Annotated in this window: 17 protein-coding genes; 9 read left to right on the plus strand and 8 right to left on the minus strand. The window is 43.6% G+C overall.

Annotation, left to right across the window (positions count from 1 at the left end):
• Positions 1-11 precede the first annotated feature (11 nt).
• Both QYT14_RS02125 and QYT14_RS02130 read right to left on the minus strand, forming a co-directional pair.
• Complete coding sequence (locus QYT14_RS02125; protein ID WP_288324293.1) at positions 12-2,465, minus strand: FAD-dependent oxidoreductase; 2,454 nt, start codon at positions 2,463-2,465, stop codon at positions 12-14.
• 234 nt (positions 2,466-2,699) lie between these two features.
• Entirely contained in the window at positions 2,700-3,023 is a 324-nt protein-coding gene (locus tag QYT14_RS02130) for a thioredoxin family protein (RefSeq protein ID WP_288324292.1), read from the minus strand.
• A 175-nt stretch (positions 3,024-3,198) separates the two neighbouring features.
• Here QYT14_RS02130 and QYT14_RS02135 point away from each other — a divergent pair, with 175 nt between their 5' ends.
• The 7 genes from QYT14_RS02135 (at position 3,199) to QYT14_RS02165 (ending at position 11,040) form a co-directional block, all read left to right on the plus strand.
• Complete coding sequence (locus QYT14_RS02135; protein ID WP_288324291.1) at positions 3,199-4,542, plus strand: MATE family efflux transporter; 1,344 nt, start codon at positions 3,199-3,201, stop codon at positions 4,540-4,542.
• A gap of 142 nt (positions 4,543-4,684) precedes the next feature.
• Positions 4,685-5,092 carry a PaaI family thioesterase gene (locus QYT14_RS02140; protein WP_237038915.1) on the plus strand — a complete coding sequence of 136 codons (408 nt, stop codon included), beginning with the start codon at positions 4,685-4,687 and terminating at the stop codon, positions 5,090-5,092.
• Positions 5,089-6,231, plus strand: coding sequence for an isochorismate synthase (locus QYT14_RS02145; RefSeq protein WP_237038914.1), 1,143 nt, complete (start codon positions 5,089-5,091; stop codon positions 6,229-6,231). Before QYT14_RS02140 ends, QYT14_RS02145 begins: the two co-directional genes overlap by 4 nt.
• Positions 6,232-6,314: 83 nt before the next feature.
• Positions 6,315-7,982, plus strand: coding sequence for a 2-succinyl-5-enolpyruvyl-6-hydroxy-3-cyclohexene-1-carboxylic-acid synthase (gene menD / locus QYT14_RS02150; RefSeq protein ID WP_288324290.1), 1,668 nt, complete (start codon positions 6,315-6,317; stop codon positions 7,980-7,982).
• A gap of 50 nt (positions 7,983-8,032) precedes the next feature.
• A complete protein-coding gene (menB, locus tag QYT14_RS02155; RefSeq protein ID WP_288324289.1) occupies positions 8,033-8,854 on the plus strand; it encodes a 1,4-dihydroxy-2-naphthoyl-CoA synthase in 822 nt (273 codons plus the stop codon).
• Between the two features lie 33 nt (positions 8,855-8,887).
• Positions 8,888-9,943, plus strand: coding sequence for an o-succinylbenzoate synthase (locus tag QYT14_RS02160; RefSeq protein WP_288324288.1), 1,056 nt, complete (start codon positions 8,888-8,890; stop codon positions 9,941-9,943).
• Positions 9,940-11,040, plus strand: coding sequence for an AMP-binding protein (locus tag QYT14_RS02165; RefSeq protein ID WP_288324287.1), 1,101 nt, complete (start codon positions 9,940-9,942; stop codon positions 11,038-11,040). Before QYT14_RS02160 ends, QYT14_RS02165 begins: the two co-directional genes overlap by 4 nt.
• A 25-nt stretch (positions 11,041-11,065) precedes the next feature.
• On the opposite strand, the gene QYT14_RS02170 is transcribed toward QYT14_RS02165, so the two are convergent.
• The 5 genes from QYT14_RS02170 to QYT14_RS02190 form a co-directional block, all read right to left on the minus strand.
• Positions 11,066-11,242, minus strand: a complete 177-nt coding sequence (locus QYT14_RS02170; protein WP_005940265.1) for a DUF4250 domain-containing protein — start codon at positions 11,240-11,242, stop codon at positions 11,066-11,068.
• A 215-nt stretch (positions 11,243-11,457) separates the two neighbouring features.
• The gene (locus QYT14_RS02175) at positions 11,458-11,835 is read right to left on the minus strand and encodes a hypothetical protein (RefSeq protein WP_288324286.1); all 378 of its coding nucleotides are present in this window, start codon (positions 11,833-11,835) and stop codon (positions 11,458-11,460) included.
• A 107-nt stretch (positions 11,836-11,942) separates the two neighbouring features.
• Positions 11,943-13,562: a RagB/SusD family nutrient uptake outer membrane protein gene (locus QYT14_RS02180; protein WP_288324285.1), complete on the minus strand. Its 1,620-nt coding sequence runs from the start codon at positions 13,560-13,562 to the stop codon at positions 11,943-11,945.
• Between the two features lie 20 nt (positions 13,563-13,582).
• A complete protein-coding gene (locus tag QYT14_RS02185) occupies positions 13,583-16,624 on the minus strand; it encodes a TonB-dependent receptor (RefSeq protein ID WP_289307340.1) in 3,042 nt (1,013 codons plus the stop codon).
• Positions 16,625-16,698: 74 nt separating this feature from the next.
• Entirely contained in the window at positions 16,699-17,475 is a 777-nt protein-coding gene (locus QYT14_RS02190; protein ID WP_237038906.1) for a glycoside hydrolase family 16 protein, read from the minus strand.
• A gap of 218 nt (positions 17,476-17,693) precedes the next feature.
• On the opposite strand from QYT14_RS02190, the gene QYT14_RS02195 reads away from it, so the two are divergent.
• Positions 17,694-20,585, plus strand: coding sequence for an AraC family transcriptional regulator (locus QYT14_RS02195; RefSeq protein WP_288324283.1), 2,892 nt, complete (start codon positions 17,694-17,696; stop codon positions 20,583-20,585).
• A 50-nt stretch (positions 20,586-20,635) separates the two neighbouring features.
• Here QYT14_RS02195 and nadC read toward each other — a convergent pair whose 3' ends face one another.
• Entirely contained in the window at positions 20,636-21,487 is an 852-nt protein-coding gene (nadC, locus tag QYT14_RS02200; RefSeq protein ID WP_288324282.1) for a carboxylating nicotinate-nucleotide diphosphorylase, read from the minus strand.
• Positions 21,488-21,568: 81 nt separating this feature from the next.
• Between nadC and rlmH the strand changes: the two genes are divergently transcribed.
• Complete coding sequence (rlmH, locus tag QYT14_RS02205) at positions 21,569-22,042, plus strand: 23S rRNA (pseudouridine(1915)-N(3))-methyltransferase RlmH (protein WP_237038904.1); 474 nt, start codon at positions 21,569-21,571, stop codon at positions 22,040-22,042.
• The last annotated feature ends 8 nt before the right edge of the window (positions 22,043-22,050 follow it).

Below are 22,050 nucleotides of genomic sequence, written 5' to 3' on the forward strand. Positions count from 1 at the left end.
TCCATACATTCTTAAATAAACAAATTCACGTTTGCCTGCTCTGCGCGATTCATATAAGTAGCCACACCGCCAATGGTCACATTATCCAACAACTCCTCGCGCTTTACGCCCATCACATCCATCGACATCTGACAGGCTATGAACTCAACACCATTCTGAATGGCCTGTTCGCGTAACGATTCCAATGACTCAATATTCTTCTTATTCATTATATAACGCATCATTTTACTACCCATACCACCCATATTCATCTTTGAAAGTTTCAGTTTTAATGAACTGGAAGGAAGCATCATACCAAACATTTTGCCAAAGAAATCTTTCTTCACTGCAGGTTTATTCATCTTTTTGATGGCATTCAGTCCCCAGAATGTGAAAAAGATAGTCACCTTCTCCCCTGTTGCCACCGCACCGTTTGCAAGTACAAAAGTAGCCAAAACTTTATCCAAATCATCACTGAACAGAATAAAAGTTTTCCCTTTGTCTGCTTTACAAGTCTCTGTAGTACACATTTGAGGAGTATTCTTTTCCACTATTACCTGATATTTTCCTCCTCCTGAATGAACAGAGACAAAACGATTGCCGGTGGTCTGACACCATGCCTCAGCATCGCGAGGGAAGCCGGCATCTGTCGCCACAATCTCAAGACGTTCCCCGTCTGCCAGTTCTTCCATACTCTTCTTTAGCTTCATGATAGGGCCGGGACAAGATATGCCACAAGCATCTACTTTTATTGCTTTTATAGAAGGAATAACGGTGGATGGCACAACTTGTTTCCCTCCATCCGAGAGAGTTGCTGTAAAAATCTTCGGTTCCGGCAGAGGAGCTGTTGCTGCTTTATAAAGTTTCAGACCACCTATTAAATTCTTTACTTCCTTATATCCGTTCATCAGCAATATATTGGAAGCCAGATAACCTCTCAAACCTACTCCGCAATACAAATAAATCGGCTTATCCTGAGGAATCTCTTGCATCCGCTCACGCATATCATCCAAAGGAATATTGACAGCTCCCTTCAAAGAGCCAAGCGCAAATTCATCAGGAGTACGAACGTCAACCAATGTAATCTTACTCAAGTCGGCAACCTGTAACTCACGCCAATAAAGAGGATGCATCTTTCCATTCAATATATTCCCGGCTACATATCCGGCTACTGCCACAGGGTCCTTGGCCGAAGAGAAAGGAGGAGCGTATGCCTGCTCCAAAGCCATCAAATCATAAACAGTCCCGTTATGCTTAATCACTTGCGAAAATTCATCTATGCGCTTATCCACTCCGTTATAGCCCACAATCTGTGCCCCCAGCAGCTTGCCGTCGGTAGGAGAGAATGTTATTTTGATGGACATTTGTAAAGCATCAGGATAATATCCGGCATGTGAACCTGAATGGATGGTTGCCGACAGGTAATCAATGCCCGCTTGCTTCAACCGCTTGGCCGGAAGGCCTGAAGCAGCGACAGTCATATCAAAAACTTTGGCTATAGAAGTACCAATGGCTCCTTCATACGTAACTTCATTCCCAAAGACCATGTTATCTGCAACAATGCGCGCCTGACGGTTGGCCGGCCCTGCCAGATAGTTCAACCAGGGTTTATCGGTCAGCGGATGGCGGAACTCAATAGCATCGCCCACCGCATAAATATGTTCATCGGAAGTCTGCAAGTAATCGTTCACCTTGATGCCGCGCATCTCCCCTATCTCTAGTCCGGCCTCTGTTGCCAATGAGGTATTGGGACGCACACCGATAGACAACAATACCATATCCGCCGACAGTCTTTCGCCCGATTTAAAAATAACCTCCAGTCCATTGGCTGTACGCTCGAAAGCGTCTACCGCCTTTTCCAAATAAAGGCGCACTCCTTTCTGCAACAAATGCTCGTGCACCAACGATGCCATAGAGAAATCAATCGGTGCCATGACTTGATTTGCCATCTCGACCACCGCTACTTCTGCACCGGCTTCCTGCAAATTCTCCGCCATTTCCAGTCCGATAAATCCGGCACCGATTATCACTGCCCGTTTTACCTTATGCTGCTGCAGATAACCTTTGATGGCATCAGTATCATTTACATTACGAAGTGTAAAGATACCTTCATTGTCAATGCCCGGCAAGGGAGGACGGACAGGTGACGCACCCGGAGAAAGCAATAACTTGTCATAATGTTCCGTATAAGTTTTTCCGTCTGAAGTACGAATATCCACTGTCTTTTCAGCAGGATGAACGGCCACAACTTCAGACTGTGTACGCACGTCGATGTTGAACCGCTTGCCGAAAGCCTGCGGAGTCTGCACAAACAATTTCTCACGCTCTGCAATCACACCACCTATATAATAAGGTAAACCACAATTGGCATACGAGATATATTCTCCTTTTTCAAACAGAATGATTTCGGCATCTTCTGTATTTCTCCTGATACGTGCGGCAGCGGTTGCACCTCCTGCTACGCCTCCTACTATTACATACTTCATAAGCTTAACTATTTTAATTCAATTAATATTTTCCCCTGGAAACTTTATGCAAACATACATGATATTTTTCACAAACAAAAGTTTCTTATGGAAAATATTATCCGGTTAACTCTTTTTAAAAGAAAGGGCGTGTAGAAACTCTCATAAACTAAAAATCACCCTCGTCACAGTAGTTGTAGCGAGGGCGATTTCGATAAAAGGGAAGTTTTGATACATCCCCCTCTTTTACATGATTCAGACCATAAATTCCTTCACTGCTTTTTCCAGTCTGTCCAACCCCAACTCGCCGGTCTGCCGCCATAACTGCTCTCCTTTCCTTAAGAATATATAAGTAGGAATATGCACGATGGTATAAAATTCGGCAAGCGGTTTCTCTTCGTCCACATTCACCTGTACGACTTCTACCTTCCCTTCCATCTGTTTTTTAAACTCCTCAATCACGGAATGCATACGGCTACTCTTCAATGAATTGATAGAATAAAATTCAGCCATCACCCAGTCTCCTGTAGTCAGTTTCTCTTTGTTCCGTTCTTTACGGGCTACTTTCTTTTCTTTCATCTTGATTCGTTTTTAAAAGTTATGTTTTGCCTATCAACAAGATTACCGGAAGAAAGTTTGCCGTAACAGGAATCGTTAGCAAAGGTTTATCCTCTAATTCTTCTACAAAGAAGCGAACATTCAGAAAAGTGTTTATTACCTTTGGGGCAAAATTCAAATTGAACAAACACGTATCATGTTATCCAAAGTAGACTTGACACAAGGAAACATCACAGGCACCCTGCTACGTTTCACCTTACCTATGATTATAGGCTCACTGCTGCAACAGTGTTACAATATAGCCGATACACTGATTGTGGGACAATATATCGGCTCCGGCGCATTGGCTGCTGTCGGATCTGCTTACACACTAATGGTTTTTCTTATTTCCATCCTGCTGGGATTGTCCATGGGAAGCGGTACTGTTTTTTCCCTGCAATATGGTGCAGGACAGATGAAGGCTTTACGACGAAGCATTTATGTATCGGCCGTGCTCATCGGAACAGTGACAATCGCACTAAACATAGTAGCTCTGTCTTTCATTCATCCTATTCTCAAACTATTACAGATTCCCAATGATATTTATCAGATGATGTATGATTATTTGTGGATTATCTTTTGGGGAATCGGCTTTACTTTTATCTATAATTTCTATGCCGCACTTCTGCGTGCCATCGGTGATGCGGTCACCCCTCTTTGGTTTCTGGCAGTTTCTGTTGTGCTGAATATAAGCTTGGATTTGTTTTTTATCTTACAGTTGGATTGGGGAATCAAGGGAGCCGCCATTGCTACGATTGTTGCACAAGGAGTATCTGCACTGGGAATTATGGGATATACCTATATTAAATGTCCTGAGCTGAGATTGCACCGCAGCGACCTGCATTTTGACCGCCGCTGCCTGAAAGAAATCACTTCGTTCTCTGCACTGACCTGTGTGCAACAGTCAGTGATGAACTTGGGGATTCTGATGGTACAAGGGCTGGTCAACAGCTTTGGCACTATGGTTATGGCGGCTTTTGCGGCAGCAATAAAAATTGACTCTTTTGCTTATATGCCGGTACAGGAGTTCGGAAATGCTTTTTCCACCTTTATCGCTCAAAACTTCGGAGCAAAGAAATATGAACGAATCCGCAAAGGAGTAAAGAGTGCACTGATTACGACAGTCGTTTTCTCTCTGTTCATCTCGGTTCTGGTCTTTTTATTTGCCAAACCATTGATGTTGATTTTTGTACGTCCACATGAAATAGAGATTCTGAATGTAGGTATCGGTTATCTGCGCATCGAGGGCGCATTCTATTGCGGCATCGGGATTCTATTCCTTTTATACGGATATTATCGGGCTATCCGTATGCCGGGAATGTCTGTAGTACTGACCGTTGTATCGCTGGGAACCCGAGTCGCTCTTTCGTATGGGCTTGCCGCCATCCCCTCTATTGGAGTAACCGGAATTTGGTGGTCTATCCCCATCGGATGGTTTATAGCGGATATGATTGGAATTATTTATTATAAATATAAGAAAAGGCTATTGTATTTTGTATAAGTACCGTTTGCAAAATTAAAAATATCTTCCAAAAACAGAAACAAAAAATAAAATGTTTTTGTTGCTAAAAGACATCCTTTCCAAGCAGTTGCATCCAAATTTTATGTATTTTTGTAGCCCTATAGAAAGAACAGACATGCAAATGAAAGAAGAAACAACTTGCAAACCCGATTATTCAAACTCAATGGCAGAACACTTGGGTATCCGGTTCCTGCCGTCTGCCACCAATGAGGTACGTGCCGAAATGCCTGTCGACCACCGTACCTCACAACCCTTTGGCATGCTGAACGGAGGTGCATCATTGGCACTTGCCGAAATTGCGGCCGGACATGGGTCAATGTCTTTATGCCACGAGAGAGAATATGCATGCGGTGTACAAGTAAGCGGAAATCATATATCATCGGTTCCTCTGGGTGGAAAAGTGATTGCCAACGGCCAATTAATTCATCGCGGCAATTCCTCACATATATGGAACATAGATATCACCACTCCAGAAGGAAAACTTGTTTCTACCGTTCGTGTCGTTAATTTCATACTTAAAAAGAAATGAATCTACCTAATAGACATACACAGAATTTATTGGATTGCCTTACACGCAGCCGACTCAGCTTCGCTCTCTACCGGTTGCCCTGGACAGACGAATGCTATTTTGTGCTACAAACATCGGACGATGTGGAACAGCTAGCCGAGATTCAGGAGTTAAATGGAAAGAAAGGGTTTGTCATGGCTCCTTTCCTTCAGTCCGACCACCATCCATTGGTAGTGGTCCGTCCTGATATCACAGCCTATGACTGGAATGAAATCAGCGAAGCTATTTCCTCTTTAGAGTGTGCCGATGCCTTGTTGACATGCAAAAACCAGGCCAATGAACTGTCTCCTTTTATTTCGGAAGAAACAGATAAGGAACGATACGCCCAAGCTTTTGAACGCTTCATTACTCCCCTTCGGGAGAAACGTTTCCAAAAGCTTGTCTTGTCACGTTCTTCCGCCAGGCATATCAATGATGACTTCTCGCCATTGGCCGCATTTGTACGTGCCTGCAACAATTATCCGCGTATGATGATTTATTTGTGTCATACTCCCGTTTCCGGCACATGGTTGGGCAGTACACCCGAAATCCTACTAAGCGGACATGGCAAAGAATGGCACACCGTAGCCTTGGCAGGCACCATGCCGATGCAAAATGAAGTAATGCCGACAGACTGGGACAAGAAGAATCAAGAAGAGCAAGGCTATGTGGCTGATTATATCCGCCGTATTGTCAAAAAGTTCGGTAATAAGATGAATGAAAAAGGTCCTTATACGGCTCGTGCCGGACAATTGGTACACCTCAAGACCGACTTTTATTTTTTATTAAAGAACACGGATAATATAGGAAATTTACTTCAGGAACTTCATCCTACCCCTGCCGTTTGCGGATTGCCGAAAGAAGATGCTTTCCGGTTTATTCTGGAAAATGAAGGATATGACCGCAGCTATTATTCCGGTTTTACTGGCTGGCTGGACACCGAAGGGCACACAGATTTATATGTCAACTTACGCTGCATGAAGATAGAGCCGGGAGAAACCACTTTATATGCAGGCGGAGGAATTCTTGCCTCTTCTGAAGTAGAGTCGGAATGGACAGAAACAGGAGACAAGATGAACACGATGAAGAGCATACTTCATCCTGAATTTATAAACAGATAGCCTGTTATCGTAGGGAATTCAATTCCTCCCTACAGAGCAAGAACAATAAAAGAGAAATACATTTATATTAAAGTAAAAGAATTATGTATTCAGACAAAAAGAACATACTTCAGCTGGCAGCACTTCTCAAGGCACACGGTGTGCGGAAAATAGTGCTTTGTCCCGGCAGTCGTAATGCTGCCATCGTACATACACTGGCCAATATAGAAGATTTCACCTGTTACTCCGTAACTGATGAACGCAGTGCAGGATTCTTTGCTATCGGGCTGTCGCTACAGGGAGGGGGACCTGCTGCCGTATGTTGCACTTCCGGTTCGGCACTGCTGAATCTGCATCCGGCCGTAGCCGAAGCCTTTTACCAACAAGTACCTTTAATCGTCATTTCCGCCGACCGTCCTGCTGCCTGGATAGGACAAATGGACGGACAGACTTTGCCTCAGCCCGGTGTGTTCGGTTCGTTGGTCAAGATGTCGGTCAACTTGCCCGAAGTACAAAGCGATGAAGACGAATGGTTCTGCAACCGTCTGATTAACGAAGCCATACTGGAGACAACCCACCACGGCAAAGGCCCGGTACATATCAATGTGCCCATCTCCGAACCCATCTATCGTTTCACCGCCAAAACGCTTCCCGAGGTGCGCGTCATCACCCGCTACCAAGGATTGAGTGTGTACGACCGCGACTACAAAGTACTGATTGAACGTCTGAATAAATATAACAAACGCATGATAGTGGTGGGGCAGATGAATCTGATTTATCTGTTCGAAAAGAAATATGTAAAACCCCTCTACAAGCATTTCCTTTGGCTGACGGAACACCTGGGCAATCAGACCATTCCCGGCATTCCCATCAGGAACTTCGATGCAGCCATCTATTCCATGAGTTCCGAACGTCAGGACGATATGGCCCCCGAACTATTGATTACTTACGGTGGCCACATTGTATCCAAGGAACTAAAGAAGTACCTTCGGAAGCATCCTCCGCGTGAACACTGGCATATTTCCACCGATGGAAAGATAGCCGACTTATACGGTTGCCTGACGACCGTCATCGAGATGGACCCGTTTGAGTTTCTGGAAAAGATTGCTTTCCTTTTGGACAACAAACCGACCAACTATCCATTGATGTGGGAGAACTACTGCAAGACTGTTCCGATGCCGGAACTGCCCTATTCGGAAATCTCAGCTATCGGAAAACTCATTCAGTCATTGCCGGAGCCCTGTGCGCTGCATCTGGCAAACAGCTCTACGATACGTTATGCCCAGTTATTCACCATACCGCCAAGAGTAGAAATTTGCTGTAACCGAGGTGTGAACGGCATAGAAGGTTCACTTTCCACCGCCATCGGATATGCCGCAGCGTCCAGTAAACTAAACTTCATCATCATAGGTGACTTGAGTTTCTTTTATGACATGAACGCACTGTGGAATCAAAATTACGGTGCAAACATCCGTATTCTGCTACTGAATAATGAAGGCGGAGAGATATTCCACACTCTGCCGGGCATGGACAAATCAAGCCGCTCACGAGAATTCATCACAGCCGAACATTACACCACCGCCAAAGGGTGGGCGGAAGAGCGCGGTTTCATCTATATAAAGGTGAGCGACGATGAGGAACTGGAAGAAGCGATGAAGCAATTCGCCACACCGGAAACACTCATGCAACCCATGCTAATGGAAGTCTTTACAGACAAAGAAAAAGATACAACCCTATTAAGAGAATATTATCACAAGCTTAAAAATAAATAATTCCCCTACGGTAGACCATAAGCCCTACAATAAATAAAAAATAAGAATATATGGAAACAAGAGAATGGAAAACCATCAAAGAGTATCAGGACATACTTTTCGATTTTTATAACGGCATAGCCAAAATCACTATCAATCGTCCGCGTTACCGCAACGCATTCACCCCCACCACCACTTCCGAAATCAGTGATGCCTTATATTACTGCCGCGAGTGTCAGGACATTAATGTAGTGGTACTGACCGGAGCAGGCGACAAAGCCTTCTGCAGCGGAGGAGACATGCACGTAAAAGGTCATGGCGGCTACATCGGAACAGACGGTGTTCCCCGACTGAATGTGCTGGACGTACAAAAACAAATCCGTTCCCTCCCGAAACCTGTCATCGCCATGGTCAATGGCTACGCTATCGGTGGCGGACACGTGCTCCATGTGGTTTGTGACTTGACCATCGCTTCCGACAATGCCATCTTCGGACAAACAGGTCCCAAAGTGGGCAGCTTTGACGCCGGCTTTGGTTCATCATATCTGGCACGAATCGTAGGACAAAAAAAGGCACGGGAAATATGGTTCCTTTGCCGCCAGTACTCGGCACAAGAAGCACTGGAAATGGGATTGGTAAATACCGTTGTTCCCTTTGAACGTCTGGAAGACGAGACAGTGGCATGGGCAGAGAAGATGATGGAGCACAGTCCGTTAGCCCTCCGTATGATTAAAGCCGGACTCAATGCCGAACTGGACGGACAAGCCGGAATCCAAGAGCTTGCCGGAGATGCCACCATGCTTTATTATATGACAGAGGAGGCACAGGAAGGAGGAAAGGCATTTCTGGAAAAGCGCAAGCCACGGTTCCAGGATTATCCCAAATTTCCGTAATCACCCAGCTTTCCATTTAAACCACCAACAGCCATGTTCCAAACCCGAATTATAAAGAAACAATTACACTTTAAACAACCTGCAGGCACATCGAGAGGAGTATATACCACCCGAAACGTGTCTTATATCGTTCTCACCGACACCAACAGCCGGCACTATGGTGTGGGCGAATGTGCTCCTCTCCCCGCCCTGAGTTGTGACGATGTTCCCAACTACGATGAACAGTTGGCTACCGCCTGCCAGAACTTCGAAAAGACCGGAGAAATAGACCGGGAAGCCTTGCTTCACTATCCGTCCATCCTGTTCGGTCTGGAAACTGCCCTGCTGCATTTCCGGGCACGCAGCCTTCAATTCTGGCACACTCCATTCAGTAAAGGAAAGGCAGGTATCCCTATTAACGGACTTATCTGGATGGGGAATTTTGACGAAATGTATCGGCGCATCGAAGAAAAGATGCAAAAAGGATTCCGCTGTATCAAACTCAAAATCGGTGCTATCGACTTTGAAAAGGAACTGGAACTATTGGCGCATATCCGCCGACACTTTACCCCCGAACAGATAGAGTTGCGTGTGGATGCCAACGGCGCTTTCACCCCCGCCGATGCTCTCGATAAATTACAACGCCTCTCCGAGTTCCACCTTCATTCCATCGAGCAGCCTGTCCGCGCCGGGCAATGGCAAGAGATGAGTGCACTTTGTGCCTCCTCACCTGTTCCCATCGCTCTGGATGAAGAACTAATCGGTATCAACCAACGTGAGCGCAAGATTGAGCTTCTTGAAACCATCCAGCCGCAATATATCATTCTGAAGCCCTCCCTTCACGGTGGAATCAGCGGTTCGGAAGAATGGATAGAACTGGCTGCAGAAAGAGGTATAGGCTCGTGGATTACCTCTGCCCTAGAGTCAAATATCGGACTAAATGCCATAGCCCAATGGTGCGCCACCCTGCACCCTACCCTCCCGCAAGGCCTTGGGACAGGATTGCTGTTTACAGACAACATAGACTATCCGCTACACATCGAAGGTGACTGTTTATGGTTTCATCCCGAAGAGCAAGAACCTGATTTATTACAATGGCTGTCACAATGAATACTTACTATACAGACATAACCACCCAGCGTATCCAAATAGAAGGAATCTTTTATACCCATTGGGAAATAGCGATGATACGCATGAATGTTCCTGCCAACAAGCAAAGCTTCCGGCAAGAACTTTTTACTTTCCTCGCCGAATGGTTCAACCATCAATCCACCGTCCTTGTCCACACCTCCGGTTCGACAGGCCAACCTAAACCGATGCGTGTAGAGAAAGAAAACATGATGGAAAGTGCCTGCCTCACCTGTTCATTCCTCGGTCTGAAAGAAAATGACACAGCACTACTGTGTATGCCTCTGCAATATATTGCGGGAAAGATGGTGGTGGTACGCTCACTGGTTGCAGGGCTGAACCTTCTCCCGGTCACCCCTTCAGGCCATCCATTGAAAGGACTGAAGGAAGCACCCGTATTTGTTGCCATGATTCCGATGCAGGTATATAATTCCCTCCAAGTTCCCGAAGAAAGAGAATTATTGAAACAAGTCAAACATCTTATCATCGGCGGAGGTGCGGTTGACAATGCATTGGCACACGCTCTAAAGGATTTTCCAAATCATGTATGGTCTACCTATGGTATGACAGAAACTCTTTCACACATTGCCTTGCGCCGAGTAAACGGAGCGGAAGCCTCCGAATGGTACACTCCCTTTGAAAGCGTCTCCATCCGGTTGAGTAAAGAAAATACACTGATTATCAATGCTCCCAAAGTGTGTGACAAGATATTACATACTAACGACATTGCAGAACTGAACGACAAAGGGCAATTCCGCATATTAGGAAGAAAAGACAATACGATAAACAGTGGTGGTGTGAAAATACAAATAGAACAGGTGGAAGCCGCACTGAAAGAACATTTCCACATCCCATTTATGATTACATCAGCTCCCGATGCGAAATTCGGTGAGATAGTGGTTCTACTCATTGAGAACAAGCTCGGAAATGAAGAAAGCTATGAAAGAATTCAAAAAATTTGTGAGGATGTATTGCCTGCCTACTGGTGTCCCAAACGTATCATACCAGTCGAGAACCTGCCTCTTACAGAAACAGGAAAGCCCAATAGGGCAACAGCTAAATTATTGGCACAAACATAATCAATAAAGAGAAAATGCAGATAAATCACCAAAACTTATTGTTCTCTTGGCTATATTCAAACCCCACGGAGTTCAGTTTTCGTATCAAAGAATCCTTATCTACATTCATATCTTCACAAAGCTCATCAAGCGAAGAATAACAATCGCGAAGTTTCATATTCACCATGCTGAACAGCATCATCGGGTCTTCCGGTAGTTCCATAACTTACAATCTTTTATTCATTTTCTAAAACCGGATGCAAAGGTACAAAACTTTTGCTTTCCGGTTATAGTTATGACTGAAAAAAAGATATAGAATCAAGTCAAAAAGTGTGTGGGCATCCTATTTTGAGAAAATTCGGGTCATTTATTATTCTTGGGGGGAGTAGATATCATATTCACTAACAAAGGGAAGAATAAGCCGTTTCATAGGGTCGGTTAAGGTCTTTTGAATGGAAGATTATTACAGACTTCGGCAATGGACTGTACAGTCCACTGTAGCAGACTGTACGGTCCACTGTAACGGACTATACAGTCCGCTGCCGGAGACTGTAGTAATCCGACGGACACACAGGCATAACCGAAAGGACGAAAACGCTTAGGCTGCCTAATGAAACGACTTAGGGAGTTCAAAAACGTATGCAGGGGTTGAAAACCGGAGGAGACGACATCAGGAGACAGGTGTTTGATTAATATGTTAAATCCCCCAAGAATAATGACTGCCCCCTTATCACCTACAGGGTTTTCGGATGAATCTGTTACTTTCTCTTTATTGAAATCGGGATAAGGCTGCTGTGCGGTCATGGTGTGCCCCATGCCGATGCATAAAAAAATAGAAGAAGAAAGCGAACTTTCCTCTTCTATTTATCAATAAACATTCACAGATATTATACTTGCTCACAAGTATACCTCATCAATCACCGCTATTTCCACTCAGGATGCTGTTCCAACATCGGATTGGTATCAATTTCACTTTGCGGAATAGGCCATACCAAGTCTTGTCCACCACGTAAGTTGCCACGTGTCACAGCGCCGAAGCCATAGAATGACAAATCATGCTGCATACGTTTCTGAGCATTCTCAAACTCATTCCAACGATACAAATCGGCAAAGCGCAAGTCTTCAAAAGCCAGTTCTACGCGACGTTCGTGACGCACGATGGCACGCAACTCTTCCTGTGTCAGATTGGTTCCTTCCACATCTTCCACTGCAGGCATACCTACACGTGCACGCACCTCATTGATATATCGTGTAACTTCGGACTGCGGGTAACCGCCTTTCTCAATCATTGCCTCAGAAAGAGACAACAACACTTCCGCATAACGAATAATGTAGAAGTCAAGGCTTCCGTCATATTCGTTGGCCGTATCTTCAGGAGTATACCATTTGCGGATGCAGGCAGTAGAACTAGCCGGCAAATTATTGGTATAAAGTTTGCCGTTCCATTCCATACCGGGCAACATCAATGTGCCTTTCATACGAGGGTCACGGTTCTCATAACGTCCCATATCAGGATTTTCCTTTGTATGTGCACCTGCCTCCAAGCTGCCTTTAAACAGAGGCGACTTATCTATCGGCAGTCCGTCTATGCAATAAAAGTCATCACAAAGATTCATTGTACCTTCAATGGCATTCATCGGACCCGACCAGCAAACACCGAAGCAGCTACCCTCGCCCAGTCCGGGACCTTTATAGTGAACACTCAACAAGACTTCCGCTGCTGTCTCATTTTTCTCTTTAAACAAATCGGCAAAATTGGCAGCATAATCAGAACCATCTCCCGACTTAAATAACTGTACCTTACCTATCACATTCTGATAAGCAGCTATCGCATCATCCCAGCGCTGGTTAAAGAGAGCGATACGTCCCATAATGGCATACGCCGCTTCTTGAGTCATACGTCCTGTTTTGGCTTTGCCAATCACCGGAATTTTAGGAATCCATGTTTTCAAATCTTCCAATACAGACGAAACAATCTGTGCACGTTCCGTTTTCGGAGCCTGAGCCTCGGCCAGAGTAAGCGGTTTTGTCAAATAAGGAACATCGCGGAACACTGAGGTCAAGTTGCAGTACATCAATGCCCGCAGAGCAATGGCTTCTGCTTTATAAGCATCTATCTTGTCCTCTTCCATCGGAACACGGTCTATGTTATCAATCAACATATTGCAACGCTTAATCACTTCATAATTAGCATTCCAGTACATTGAAAAGCATTCGTCTGTTGTAGATGACGTACATTTGGAAATAGTACTTCCCAACATCCAGTCTCCCCACGTATGGTCTCCATTATCCGTACAAGTCTCACGACAGAGGAAACCATAATTCCAACCGTCGATATTATCGTCATACAGATTTCTGCTCTGCATGGCATCATAGCAGGCAGTCAGAGCCATCAAAGCGTCGGACTCAGTTTGCCAATAGGTACTCTGTGAAGGTTGGTTCGGAGAATCCGTCTGCAAAAAACTGTCCGAACAGGCACCGGTAGCCAATAAAGTACCGGACAATAATAAAATCTTGAATATATTTTTTGTATTCTTTACCATAATCTGTGTCCTCCCTATTATTAGAATTGAACATTTAAACCAAATGAATAAGTGCGCATATTGGGGTGCACGTCATTTCGAGCATCACCTGATGTCTTTTCAGGGTCCCAGTTCTTCAATGAAGTAAACGTCAGAAGATTAGTTCCTGCAAAATAAACACGGATACTGGAAACACCAAGTTTTGTCAGTCCGGGCTGGCGGAAAGTATAGCCGAACTCAAGATTCTTCAAGCGTAAATAACTGGAGTTCTCCAACCAGAATGATGAGTATTGGTCATTGATTGTATTACCCAGAGCAGGCATTGAACCATTTATATTGTCGGCTGAGTAACGATCCAACCAACGGTCGGTGAAGTTACCGCGAATATCCGTGGTTGTCTCCCAACTATAACGATAGATTCCTGCAACTCCCTGCCAGAAAGTAGATAAATCAAAGTTCTTCCAAGAAGCGCCCAGATTGAAACTGTAAGAGTACTTGGGGAATGGGTTACCGATAATGTCACGGTCTTCGGCTGTTATATTACCGTCGTCGTTCAGGTCAGCATACATGATATCGCCCAGTTTTGGAGCTACACCGTTTTGCTTTATCACTTCACCTTTTGAATTAGTGCGCTGCAAGTCAGCTTCCGTACGGTAGATGCCGATAGATTTATATCCAAAATAAGCTCCGATAGGCTCACCTACCCGATTGATTGAATTACCGCTGATGGTTTCTTTCAAACCGCCCATTTCAAGAATTTCATTGTTTACATGAGAGATATTAAAACCTGCATTCCAAGCCCAGTCACCTTTACTGTCCGAGTAGTTCAGGTTCCATTCCCAACCACGGTTACGTACGGCTCCTACATTCTGATAAGGAGCAGAAAGAGAACCGAGGAAAATGCCCGGCATGGACAAACGCATCAAGATATCGGATGTCTTTTTATCGAACCATTCGAACGTGGTCTGCACTCTGTTATTAAAGAAACCGAGGTCAATGGCAACATTGACTGAACGGGTTGTTTCCCATTTGATATTTTCATTGGGAACAGAGGTCTGCACCATACCCGCCTGCTTGTCTGCATTCTGATCGAAAAAGTAATTGCCACTGGCACCCAATGTAGCTGCATACGCATAGTTACCTATTTCCTGATTTCCCAATTTACCCCAAGACAAGCGCAACTTTCCGAGTGACAACTCTCTGAAGTCTTCCATAAATTTTTCGTTTGAGAATACCCAACCTGCCGATACAGACGGGAATGTGGCATAACGATTGGCTTTAGGCATACGTGAGGAACCATCGTGACGGATATTGAATTCAAACAAGTAACGTTCTCCGTAGCTGTAATTCAAACGGCCGAAGAAAGATTGCAGTTTATATTCTTCCGAATTTCCTTTGGCACTCGGATTAATTGTACCACCATTTAGTTCATAGATGTTTTCGGTGGGGAATCCTTGGATAGCTGCTGTTGTCGTATAATAACGTGAACCGATAATTGAATGTCCCAGTAATACACTGATATTATGTTCATTGAATTGCTTATTATAAGTAAGCAGGTTTTCATTTGTCCACGTTGCATTTCTATACCAATAGTCGCTTGATTGATTAGTGGCGCCTTCCACCTTCTTCACATTGCCTTCGGCATCATAACGGGCTGGAGACTTGGGATTGTATGATTTCGTTGCATTCAGGTCGAACGCATAAGCGAAATTTGTCTGGAACTTTAATCCGTCTATCAAATCAATTCCTGCAAATGCCTTACCGTTAAAACGCCAATATTCGTTAGAACGATACCCCAAAGACATCAGTTCCACCGGGTTTTTCACATCCTCTGCATTAGTCATCGAACCGTCTACATATCCATAATGTCCGTTAGAGTACATCACCGGAACCGTGGGACGGGTAAACCACGAAACAAAGCGCATGATACCACCTTCACCCGATGGAGCCACGGCAGGAGCAGTCACATCGTTCTTATTACCAGACAGGTTCAAACCAAAAGTAAAACGTTTGTAACGAGTATCCACGTTTGAACGGAAAGATACACGTTCCACGCCCGTCTTCATCATAATACCATCTTGATTAGAGTAAGATACAGAAGTCATGAAATGTGTATTCTCACTACCGCCCGATACCGACAGATGGTGTTGATGCATACTGGCATTGCGCAATACGGCATCCAGCCAGTTGGTGTTTGCATAATGGTCAGGGTCAGAGCAGTCCCGCAATTTTTGCAAAGCCTCTTCCGAAAAAGTTCCCGCTTTTACTTCATTTCTCATCAAGGCCCAATTATAGCTGTCAATATAGTCGGGAACGATACCCGGAGTCTGCAAGGTATAACTACCTGAATAAGAAACCTTCACCTTACTTGATGCTTGTCCGCGTTTAGTAGTTATCAAAATAACACCATTGGCTGCACGAACACCGTAAATAGCAGCCGAAGCCGCATCCTTCAACACAGAAATACTTTCGATATCAGCAGATGGAATTTCCGCGATTTGAGAAATAGAACCTTCTATTCCGTCTATCAATACCATCGGATTGTTATTGCCGAATGTACCGATACCACGAATACGTATTTCGGGATTGTCATTACCGGCCTGTGCACCGTTCTGGGTCAATACCAATCCAGGCAAGCGGCCCTGCAACAAAGTGGTGGTATTGGCCACCGGAATATCCTGAATATCCTTGGCTGATACAGAAGAAACAGAACCCGTCAGATTGACTTTCTTCTGGGTAGCATAACCGACCACCACTACTTCGTCTAGTTTTTCCGAATCTTCTTCTAGTACGACTTTAAAGTTTGTCTTATTGCCAATGGAAAGAATCATATCCTTATAGCCCAAAAAGCTGATAACCAAAGACTGAGAAGGGTCAGCCTTTAGCTGAAACGCACCTTCCATATCAGTTATCACACCTTGTGTTGTGCCTTGTATGAGCACACTAGCACCTATGATAGGTTCACCTGCCACATCATACACCTTACCTGTTATTGTCCGTTCCTGTGCATTTACTGTAAATGTGAACAGCATTAGAACGCCCGCCAAAAACATACGGAATAATTTTTGCATTTGTCCATTCATAATATTAAAATTAATGATTATAGGTTTTTATATTAGATTTTGAGAGATTCAAATAGATTGAGTTTCAGACGGTTTTACTCCCACTGATAGTGCCGCACCCAGTCAACTTCCATTTCTACCGGTAAGTCAGCCGGTTCTACCGCTCCTACCCAAGTACCGCCCAACTGCATGTCAATCAACAGATATTGTGCAATATCGAAAGGGAACTGGCCTTCTTGTTCCGTTTCTATTCTCGGATAAGCAAAATGACGTTTGCCATTGATATGAAAAACCAGACTGTCCGGCCAGAAGTCCACACCGTACACATTGAAGTCGTCACGGTTAATGGGAGCAATACCTCCATGAGGCGGATTATTCTCAATGCCCAATGTATATGTATAATGTGAATGCACCGTCTGATAGGCAATAGAATCATTGTTCAGACGTTCCATTATATCCACCTCGCCCCCTGTAGGCCAATGATACTTATCCGTCTCATAAGGCAAAGTCCAAATAGCGGGCCATGCTCCACGCGCTCCATGCAGCTTGGCACATACCTCAATGCGTCCGCGATGAAAGGCATGTTTGCCTTTCGTCCATACACCTCCGGTCAGATAAGCGGCTGTATCCGCCTCCCGGTTATCATTTACAATACCTTTTAGGATGAGAAGTCCGTTACGCATTTCATAGCAACGGTCATCAAAAGATTGTGTGTTCTGCCAGTCTGCCCTGCCCCGAGGGATACGGCTCCATACTGTGGTATCCAGTTCCGTACCGTCAAAGTTCTCTTCCCACACCAATTTCCATCCGGGCTTATGGCTGCAAGAGAGCATAACGAAGACTGTAAACAATAAAAGCATAATTTTTTTCATAATACTTTAATTTAGATTCACAAATTATCACTTCATAAATTATGGAGCAAACGTAGCTGTTTTGTATCAAAAAGGACTCAAAAATCGTATTAAACGAGTCAAATCTTGTCCAAACCTTCCATTATTCACCTCTAAGACACCCTTTTTTGTAAAAAATCAGAAGAGGATGATTGCACAACTGAAAGAAAAATGTATTTTTGCCTAAAAATACAGTGACCATGTATCGGACCTTAATTATTATACTATTCCTGTTTTTGGGAAAAACCGTTTCTGCAACCAACCACAACACCGGTTATTCATTTACCCAACTTTCCATACAGCAAGGACTCTCCCAACCGACCGTGCAATCAATCTTATTGGATGAAAGGGGAACGTTATGGATAGGAACTAAAAATGGATTGAACATTTATACTCAAGAAGGATTAAAAACGTATCTTCACCATTCAGAAAACCCATATTCTCTGCCCGGCAACTATATCAATCATATTGCCGAAGACTCTATCGGCAACATTTGGGTAGCTACCCAAAAAGGATTGAGTATGTATAATTATGAACAGGACAATTTCACAACTGTTACCCCCGACGCAATGTATTCTTCCATTTGTGTAAAAGGGGGCATCTGGTTTGGCGGCGATAACACCATCTGCTATTACGATTATAAAGACAAAACGCTGAAAAATATCCCGATAAAGAAAGAGGATAAAGACGCCAACCCGGTAGACTACAGAGTGCAAAAAATGCTCTACCTCGAAAAAGACAAGATACTGATAGGCACACGGAAAAAAGGAATGTACCTATACGATTGCCGCACACAACAGCTAACCGGCTTCATTTCGGACAAGCAGTATCTGCTTACGTCACTCTACATCACTGCAGACAAACACATCTATGCCGCCTTTTACGGACACGGTTTATACTATTATGACTCCAATGGAAATATGCAGGGGCATTACGATCAAAGCAATTCACAGTTACAAAACAATTATATCCTCGACATAACGGAACATAACGGATACTTATGGTTGGCAACAGACGGAAGCGGAATATTCATGCTTGACCCCCAATCCCGCCAATTTTCCCAATTATATCACATTGTCGGTGACTACTCCTCTCTGCCTGTCAATTCCATTACTGTATTATATAAGGATAAAGAAGACGAACTATGGGCAGGAAGCGTACGCGGAGGCATATTCAGTATCAAAGAAACTTATATAAAGACTTATAAAGATGTAGCTTTGGGAAATACCAATGGACTGAGTGAAAAATCGGTCATCAGCCTCTATGAAGAAAAAAACGGTAATCTATGGATAGGAACCGACGGAGGAGGAATCAATCTGTATGATGCGCGAACCGACAAGTTTACCCATTTTCCATCTACCTATGGAGATAAGGTCGTTTCCATTTCAGGATTTTCCGAAAACGAACTATTAGTGTCCCTCTACACGAAAGGAGTATTTACATTCAATAAACAGACAGGAACCTACCGTCCTTTCATTATTGTAGATCAAGCTACAAACTATAAAGAATGCTTTTACGGTTATCTTCCCCTGGCCAATCAGGTGGCAAACGACAAAATCTATATCATCAGCAATAACGCTTATGCTTATCACACCCCTACCCGCACATTTACCCGAATGTGGATGGATAAGGAATACGACTTGTCAAATGACGCTCTGTGCCTCTCCTACTCCAACGACAAATTCTCGCTGTTGAAGTGCGCCAACCAAGCTTTCATCGTCAACCAGAAAAACGACAGTATCAAACTCCTGTTTGAATTGGACAAAAAAGAAACAATCACGTCAATGTCTTATGACGGTGACCGCATGATATGGACGGGCACAGACAAGGGGCTAGGCTGTTTCGACATGGAAAGAAAAGAGTACCACATTATCCATACCAAATTATTCAATAACATATCTTTTCTGACGGCCGATGGCAAAGGACGTTTATGGATTTGCGCCCAGAACATGCTGTTTTCATACATCATCAAAGAAAACAAGTTCACCTTGTGGAACGCTTCCGACGGTTTTCCGTCCAATGAAATTCTATTTGCCTATCAAAAGCCTTTCAACCGTGATTTCATCTATCTGGGAGGAGCTGAAGGATTAGTCAAAATCAATACAAATATCCCTTATTCCGAAGTAAAGACACCGGAAATATATCTATCCGATATTCTCTTCAATGGCAGCCCTTATATAAAAGAGCTCCAAAACAATACAATCGAGATTCCCTGGAATTACAATTCACTCTCGGTCCATTTTCGAATAAAAAAGAAAGATATTTTCCAAAAGAATCTGTTGCGATATACGATTTCAGGCCGGGGAAATCAAGAAATAGAATCATACAACCCATTCTTGAATCTGTCTTCCCTATCGCCAGGGAAATATGCGATATGGGTGTCATGCAATATGAAAAACGGAAACTATACCACTCCTAAACGCCTGGTTGACATCATCGTTACACCTCCATGGTATAAGACCGGATGGTTTATAAGTATAATTATCCTCATTTTCATATCTGTAACCGCAAGTATAGGATATATCATATTCCGATGGAGAGAGCAAAGCATGAAAGGCAGCATGAACCATTTTCTACAAGCTGTCCTAAATGATATTCTAAAAAATAAAGAAGAAAAGTTTCAAGCAACAGTAGTAGAAGAAGAAGAAGAACTTCAAAACACTACTGTTCCATTAAATGTCTTATCGGAAAAAGTAAAAGAAGATAATAACGAACCGATGCAACAGAAGCAGACTTTTACCAAAGAGGATGAAGATTTTATTGAGAAACTAAACAAACTCATCAATGACAATATGGCGGGCGAAGAACTCTCCATTAAATTCCTGACCGATACTATGGCTATGAGTCGGGCTTCTCTTTATCATAAGGTGAAAACACTGACCGGACTGGGTGTGAATGACTACATAAACCGATTACGTATCGAGAAATCAGTATACCTACTCACAAATACCAATCTCAATATCAATGAAATATCCTATGAAGTCGGTTTTACCTATCCCCGTTATTTCAGTACCTCTTTCAAGCAAATAAAAGGGATGACTCCCACCCAGTTTAAGGAAGAAAAGAAAAAGAACAATGCTGACTCAAAATAAAAAAGAGCGATTTCCGGTCGCTCTTTACATATATTATATACAATCGTTGATTAACAAGCCTTGAAACTCATATCCAATCCTTTTACAGAATGTGTCAATGCTCCGAATGATATAAAGTCTACCCCTGCCTGTGCATAAGGTAGCATCGTATCATAAGTGATGCCGCCGGAAGACTCAGTTTCACAACGTCCACCCACAATCTCTACTGCCTTACGTGTATCTTCAGGAGTAAAGTTGTCAAACATAATACGGTCTACCCCTTCTGCCAATGCCTGATTCAGTTCATCAAAATTGCGAACTTCCAATTCTATCTTCAAATTCTTGCCTTTGGCTTTACAATATTCTTTAGCACGGGTAACCGCATTGTGTATGCCTCCTGCAAAATCCACATGATTGTCTTTCAACAGAATCATATCGAACAGACCGATACGATGATTACATCCTCCACCTATCTTTACAGCCATTTTCTCCATGATACGCATCCCCGGAGTAGTCTTACGAGTATCAAGAACCCGAGTTTTGGTACCTTCCAACTTCTTCACATATTTATGGGTCATAGTAGCAATACCACTCATACGCTGCATGATATTCAGCATCAAACGTTCTGTCTGAAGCAGAGACTGGACTTTACCTTCAACCACCATCGCCACATCACCCGGCTTCACATGACTGCCATCCTGAATAAATACCTCCACTTTCATGGTAGGGTCAAAACGGTGGAATACTTCCTTAGCCACATCAATACCTGCCAATATACCTTCTTCCTTAATCAATAATTTTGATTTACCCATAGCATCCGCAGGGATACATGACAAGGTAGTATGATCTCCATCACCTATATCTTCGGCGAAAGACAAATCTATCAGTCTGTCTATCAAATCTTTTACTACTAATTCATCCATTGTGTTATTGTTTTTTTATGAATTGATAGGCAAAGGTACAGATTTTCCGTACTTTTGCAAAGTAAACAAGAGAAAGAACGTATGAAATTTACATTATTAGTCGTAGGACGCACGGTTGAAAAACACTATATCGCTGCCATCAATGATTATGTGGAACGTACCAAACATTTTATTTCCTTTGATATGGAGGTCATTCCCGAACTAAAAAACACGAAGAGTCTGAGCATGGAACAGCAAAAGGAGAAAGAAGGAGAACTTATCTTGAAAGCATTGCAACCGGGTGATGTAGTGGTTCTGCTGGACGAACACGGCAAAGAATTCCGTTCTGTCGAGTTTGCCGAGTGGGTAGAAAGGAAAATGCATACGGTGAATAAAAGGCTGGTCTTTATCATAGGGGGCCCTTATGGGTTCGCTCCGAAAGTATATGATATAGCACAAGAAAAAATTTCACTGTCCAAGATGACTTTCTCTCACCAGATGATACGACTCATTTTTGTGGAACAGCTCTATCGAGCTATGACCATTCTGAATAACGGCCCTTATCATCATGAATAAAAACATTA

The organism is uncultured Phocaeicola sp. (assembly GCF_948499155.1).
Classification (GTDB): domain Bacteria; phylum Bacteroidota; class Bacteroidia; order Bacteroidales; family Bacteroidaceae; genus Phocaeicola; species Phocaeicola faecalis.

Bases quoted from the DNA above. Each gene is read 5' to 3' on its own strand.
- menB (WP_288324289.1), top strand. From the start codon at position 8,033: ATGGAAACAAGAGAATGGAAAACCATCAAAGAGTATCAGGACATACTT.
- QYT14_RS02140 (WP_237038915.1), top strand. From the start codon at position 4,685: ATGAAAGAAGAAACAACTTGCAAACCCGATTATTCAAACTCAATGGCA.
- QYT14_RS02175 (WP_288324286.1), bottom strand. From the start codon at position 11,835: ATGGGGCACACCATGACCGCACAGCAGCCTTATCCCGATTTCAATAAA.
- QYT14_RS02180 (WP_288324285.1), bottom strand. From the start codon at position 13,562: ATGGTAAAGAATACAAAAAATATATTCAAGATTTTATTATTGTCCGGT.
- QYT14_RS02160 (WP_288324288.1), top strand. From the start codon at position 8,888: ATGTTCCAAACCCGAATTATAAAGAAACAATTACACTTTAAACAACCT.
- QYT14_RS02195 (WP_288324283.1), top strand. From the start codon at position 17,694: ATGTATCGGACCTTAATTATTATACTATTCCTGTTTTTGGGAAAAACC.
- rlmH (WP_237038904.1), top strand. From the start codon at position 21,569: ATGAAATTTACATTATTAGTCGTAGGACGCACGGTTGAAAAACACTAT.
- QYT14_RS02135 (WP_288324291.1), top strand. From the start codon at position 3,199: ATGTTATCCAAAGTAGACTTGACACAAGGAAACATCACAGGCACCCTG.
- QYT14_RS02185 (WP_289307340.1), bottom strand. From the start codon at position 16,624: ATGAATGGACAAATGCAAAAATTATTCCGTATGTTTTTGGCGGGCGTT.
- QYT14_RS02145 (WP_237038914.1), top strand. From the start codon at position 5,089: ATGAATCTACCTAATAGACATACACAGAATTTATTGGATTGCCTTACA.
- QYT14_RS02125 (WP_288324293.1), bottom strand. From the start codon at position 2,465: ATGAAGTATGTAATAGTAGGAGGCGTAGCAGGAGGTGCAACCGCTGCC.
- nadC (WP_288324282.1), bottom strand. From the start codon at position 21,487: ATGGATGAATTAGTAGTAAAAGATTTGATAGACAGACTGATAGATTTG.
- QYT14_RS02165 (WP_288324287.1), top strand. From the start codon at position 9,940: ATGAATACTTACTATACAGACATAACCACCCAGCGTATCCAAATAGAA.
- QYT14_RS02190 (WP_237038906.1), bottom strand. From the start codon at position 17,475: ATGAAAAAAATTATGCTTTTATTGTTTACAGTCTTCGTTATGCTCTCT.
- QYT14_RS02130 (WP_288324292.1), bottom strand. From the start codon at position 3,023: ATGAAAGAAAAGAAAGTAGCCCGTAAAGAACGGAACAAAGAGAAACTG.
- menD (WP_288324290.1), top strand. From the start codon at position 6,315: ATGTATTCAGACAAAAAGAACATACTTCAGCTGGCAGCACTTCTCAAG.
- QYT14_RS02170 (WP_005940265.1), bottom strand. From the start codon at position 11,242: ATGGAACTACCGGAAGACCCGATGATGCTGTTCAGCATGGTGAATATG.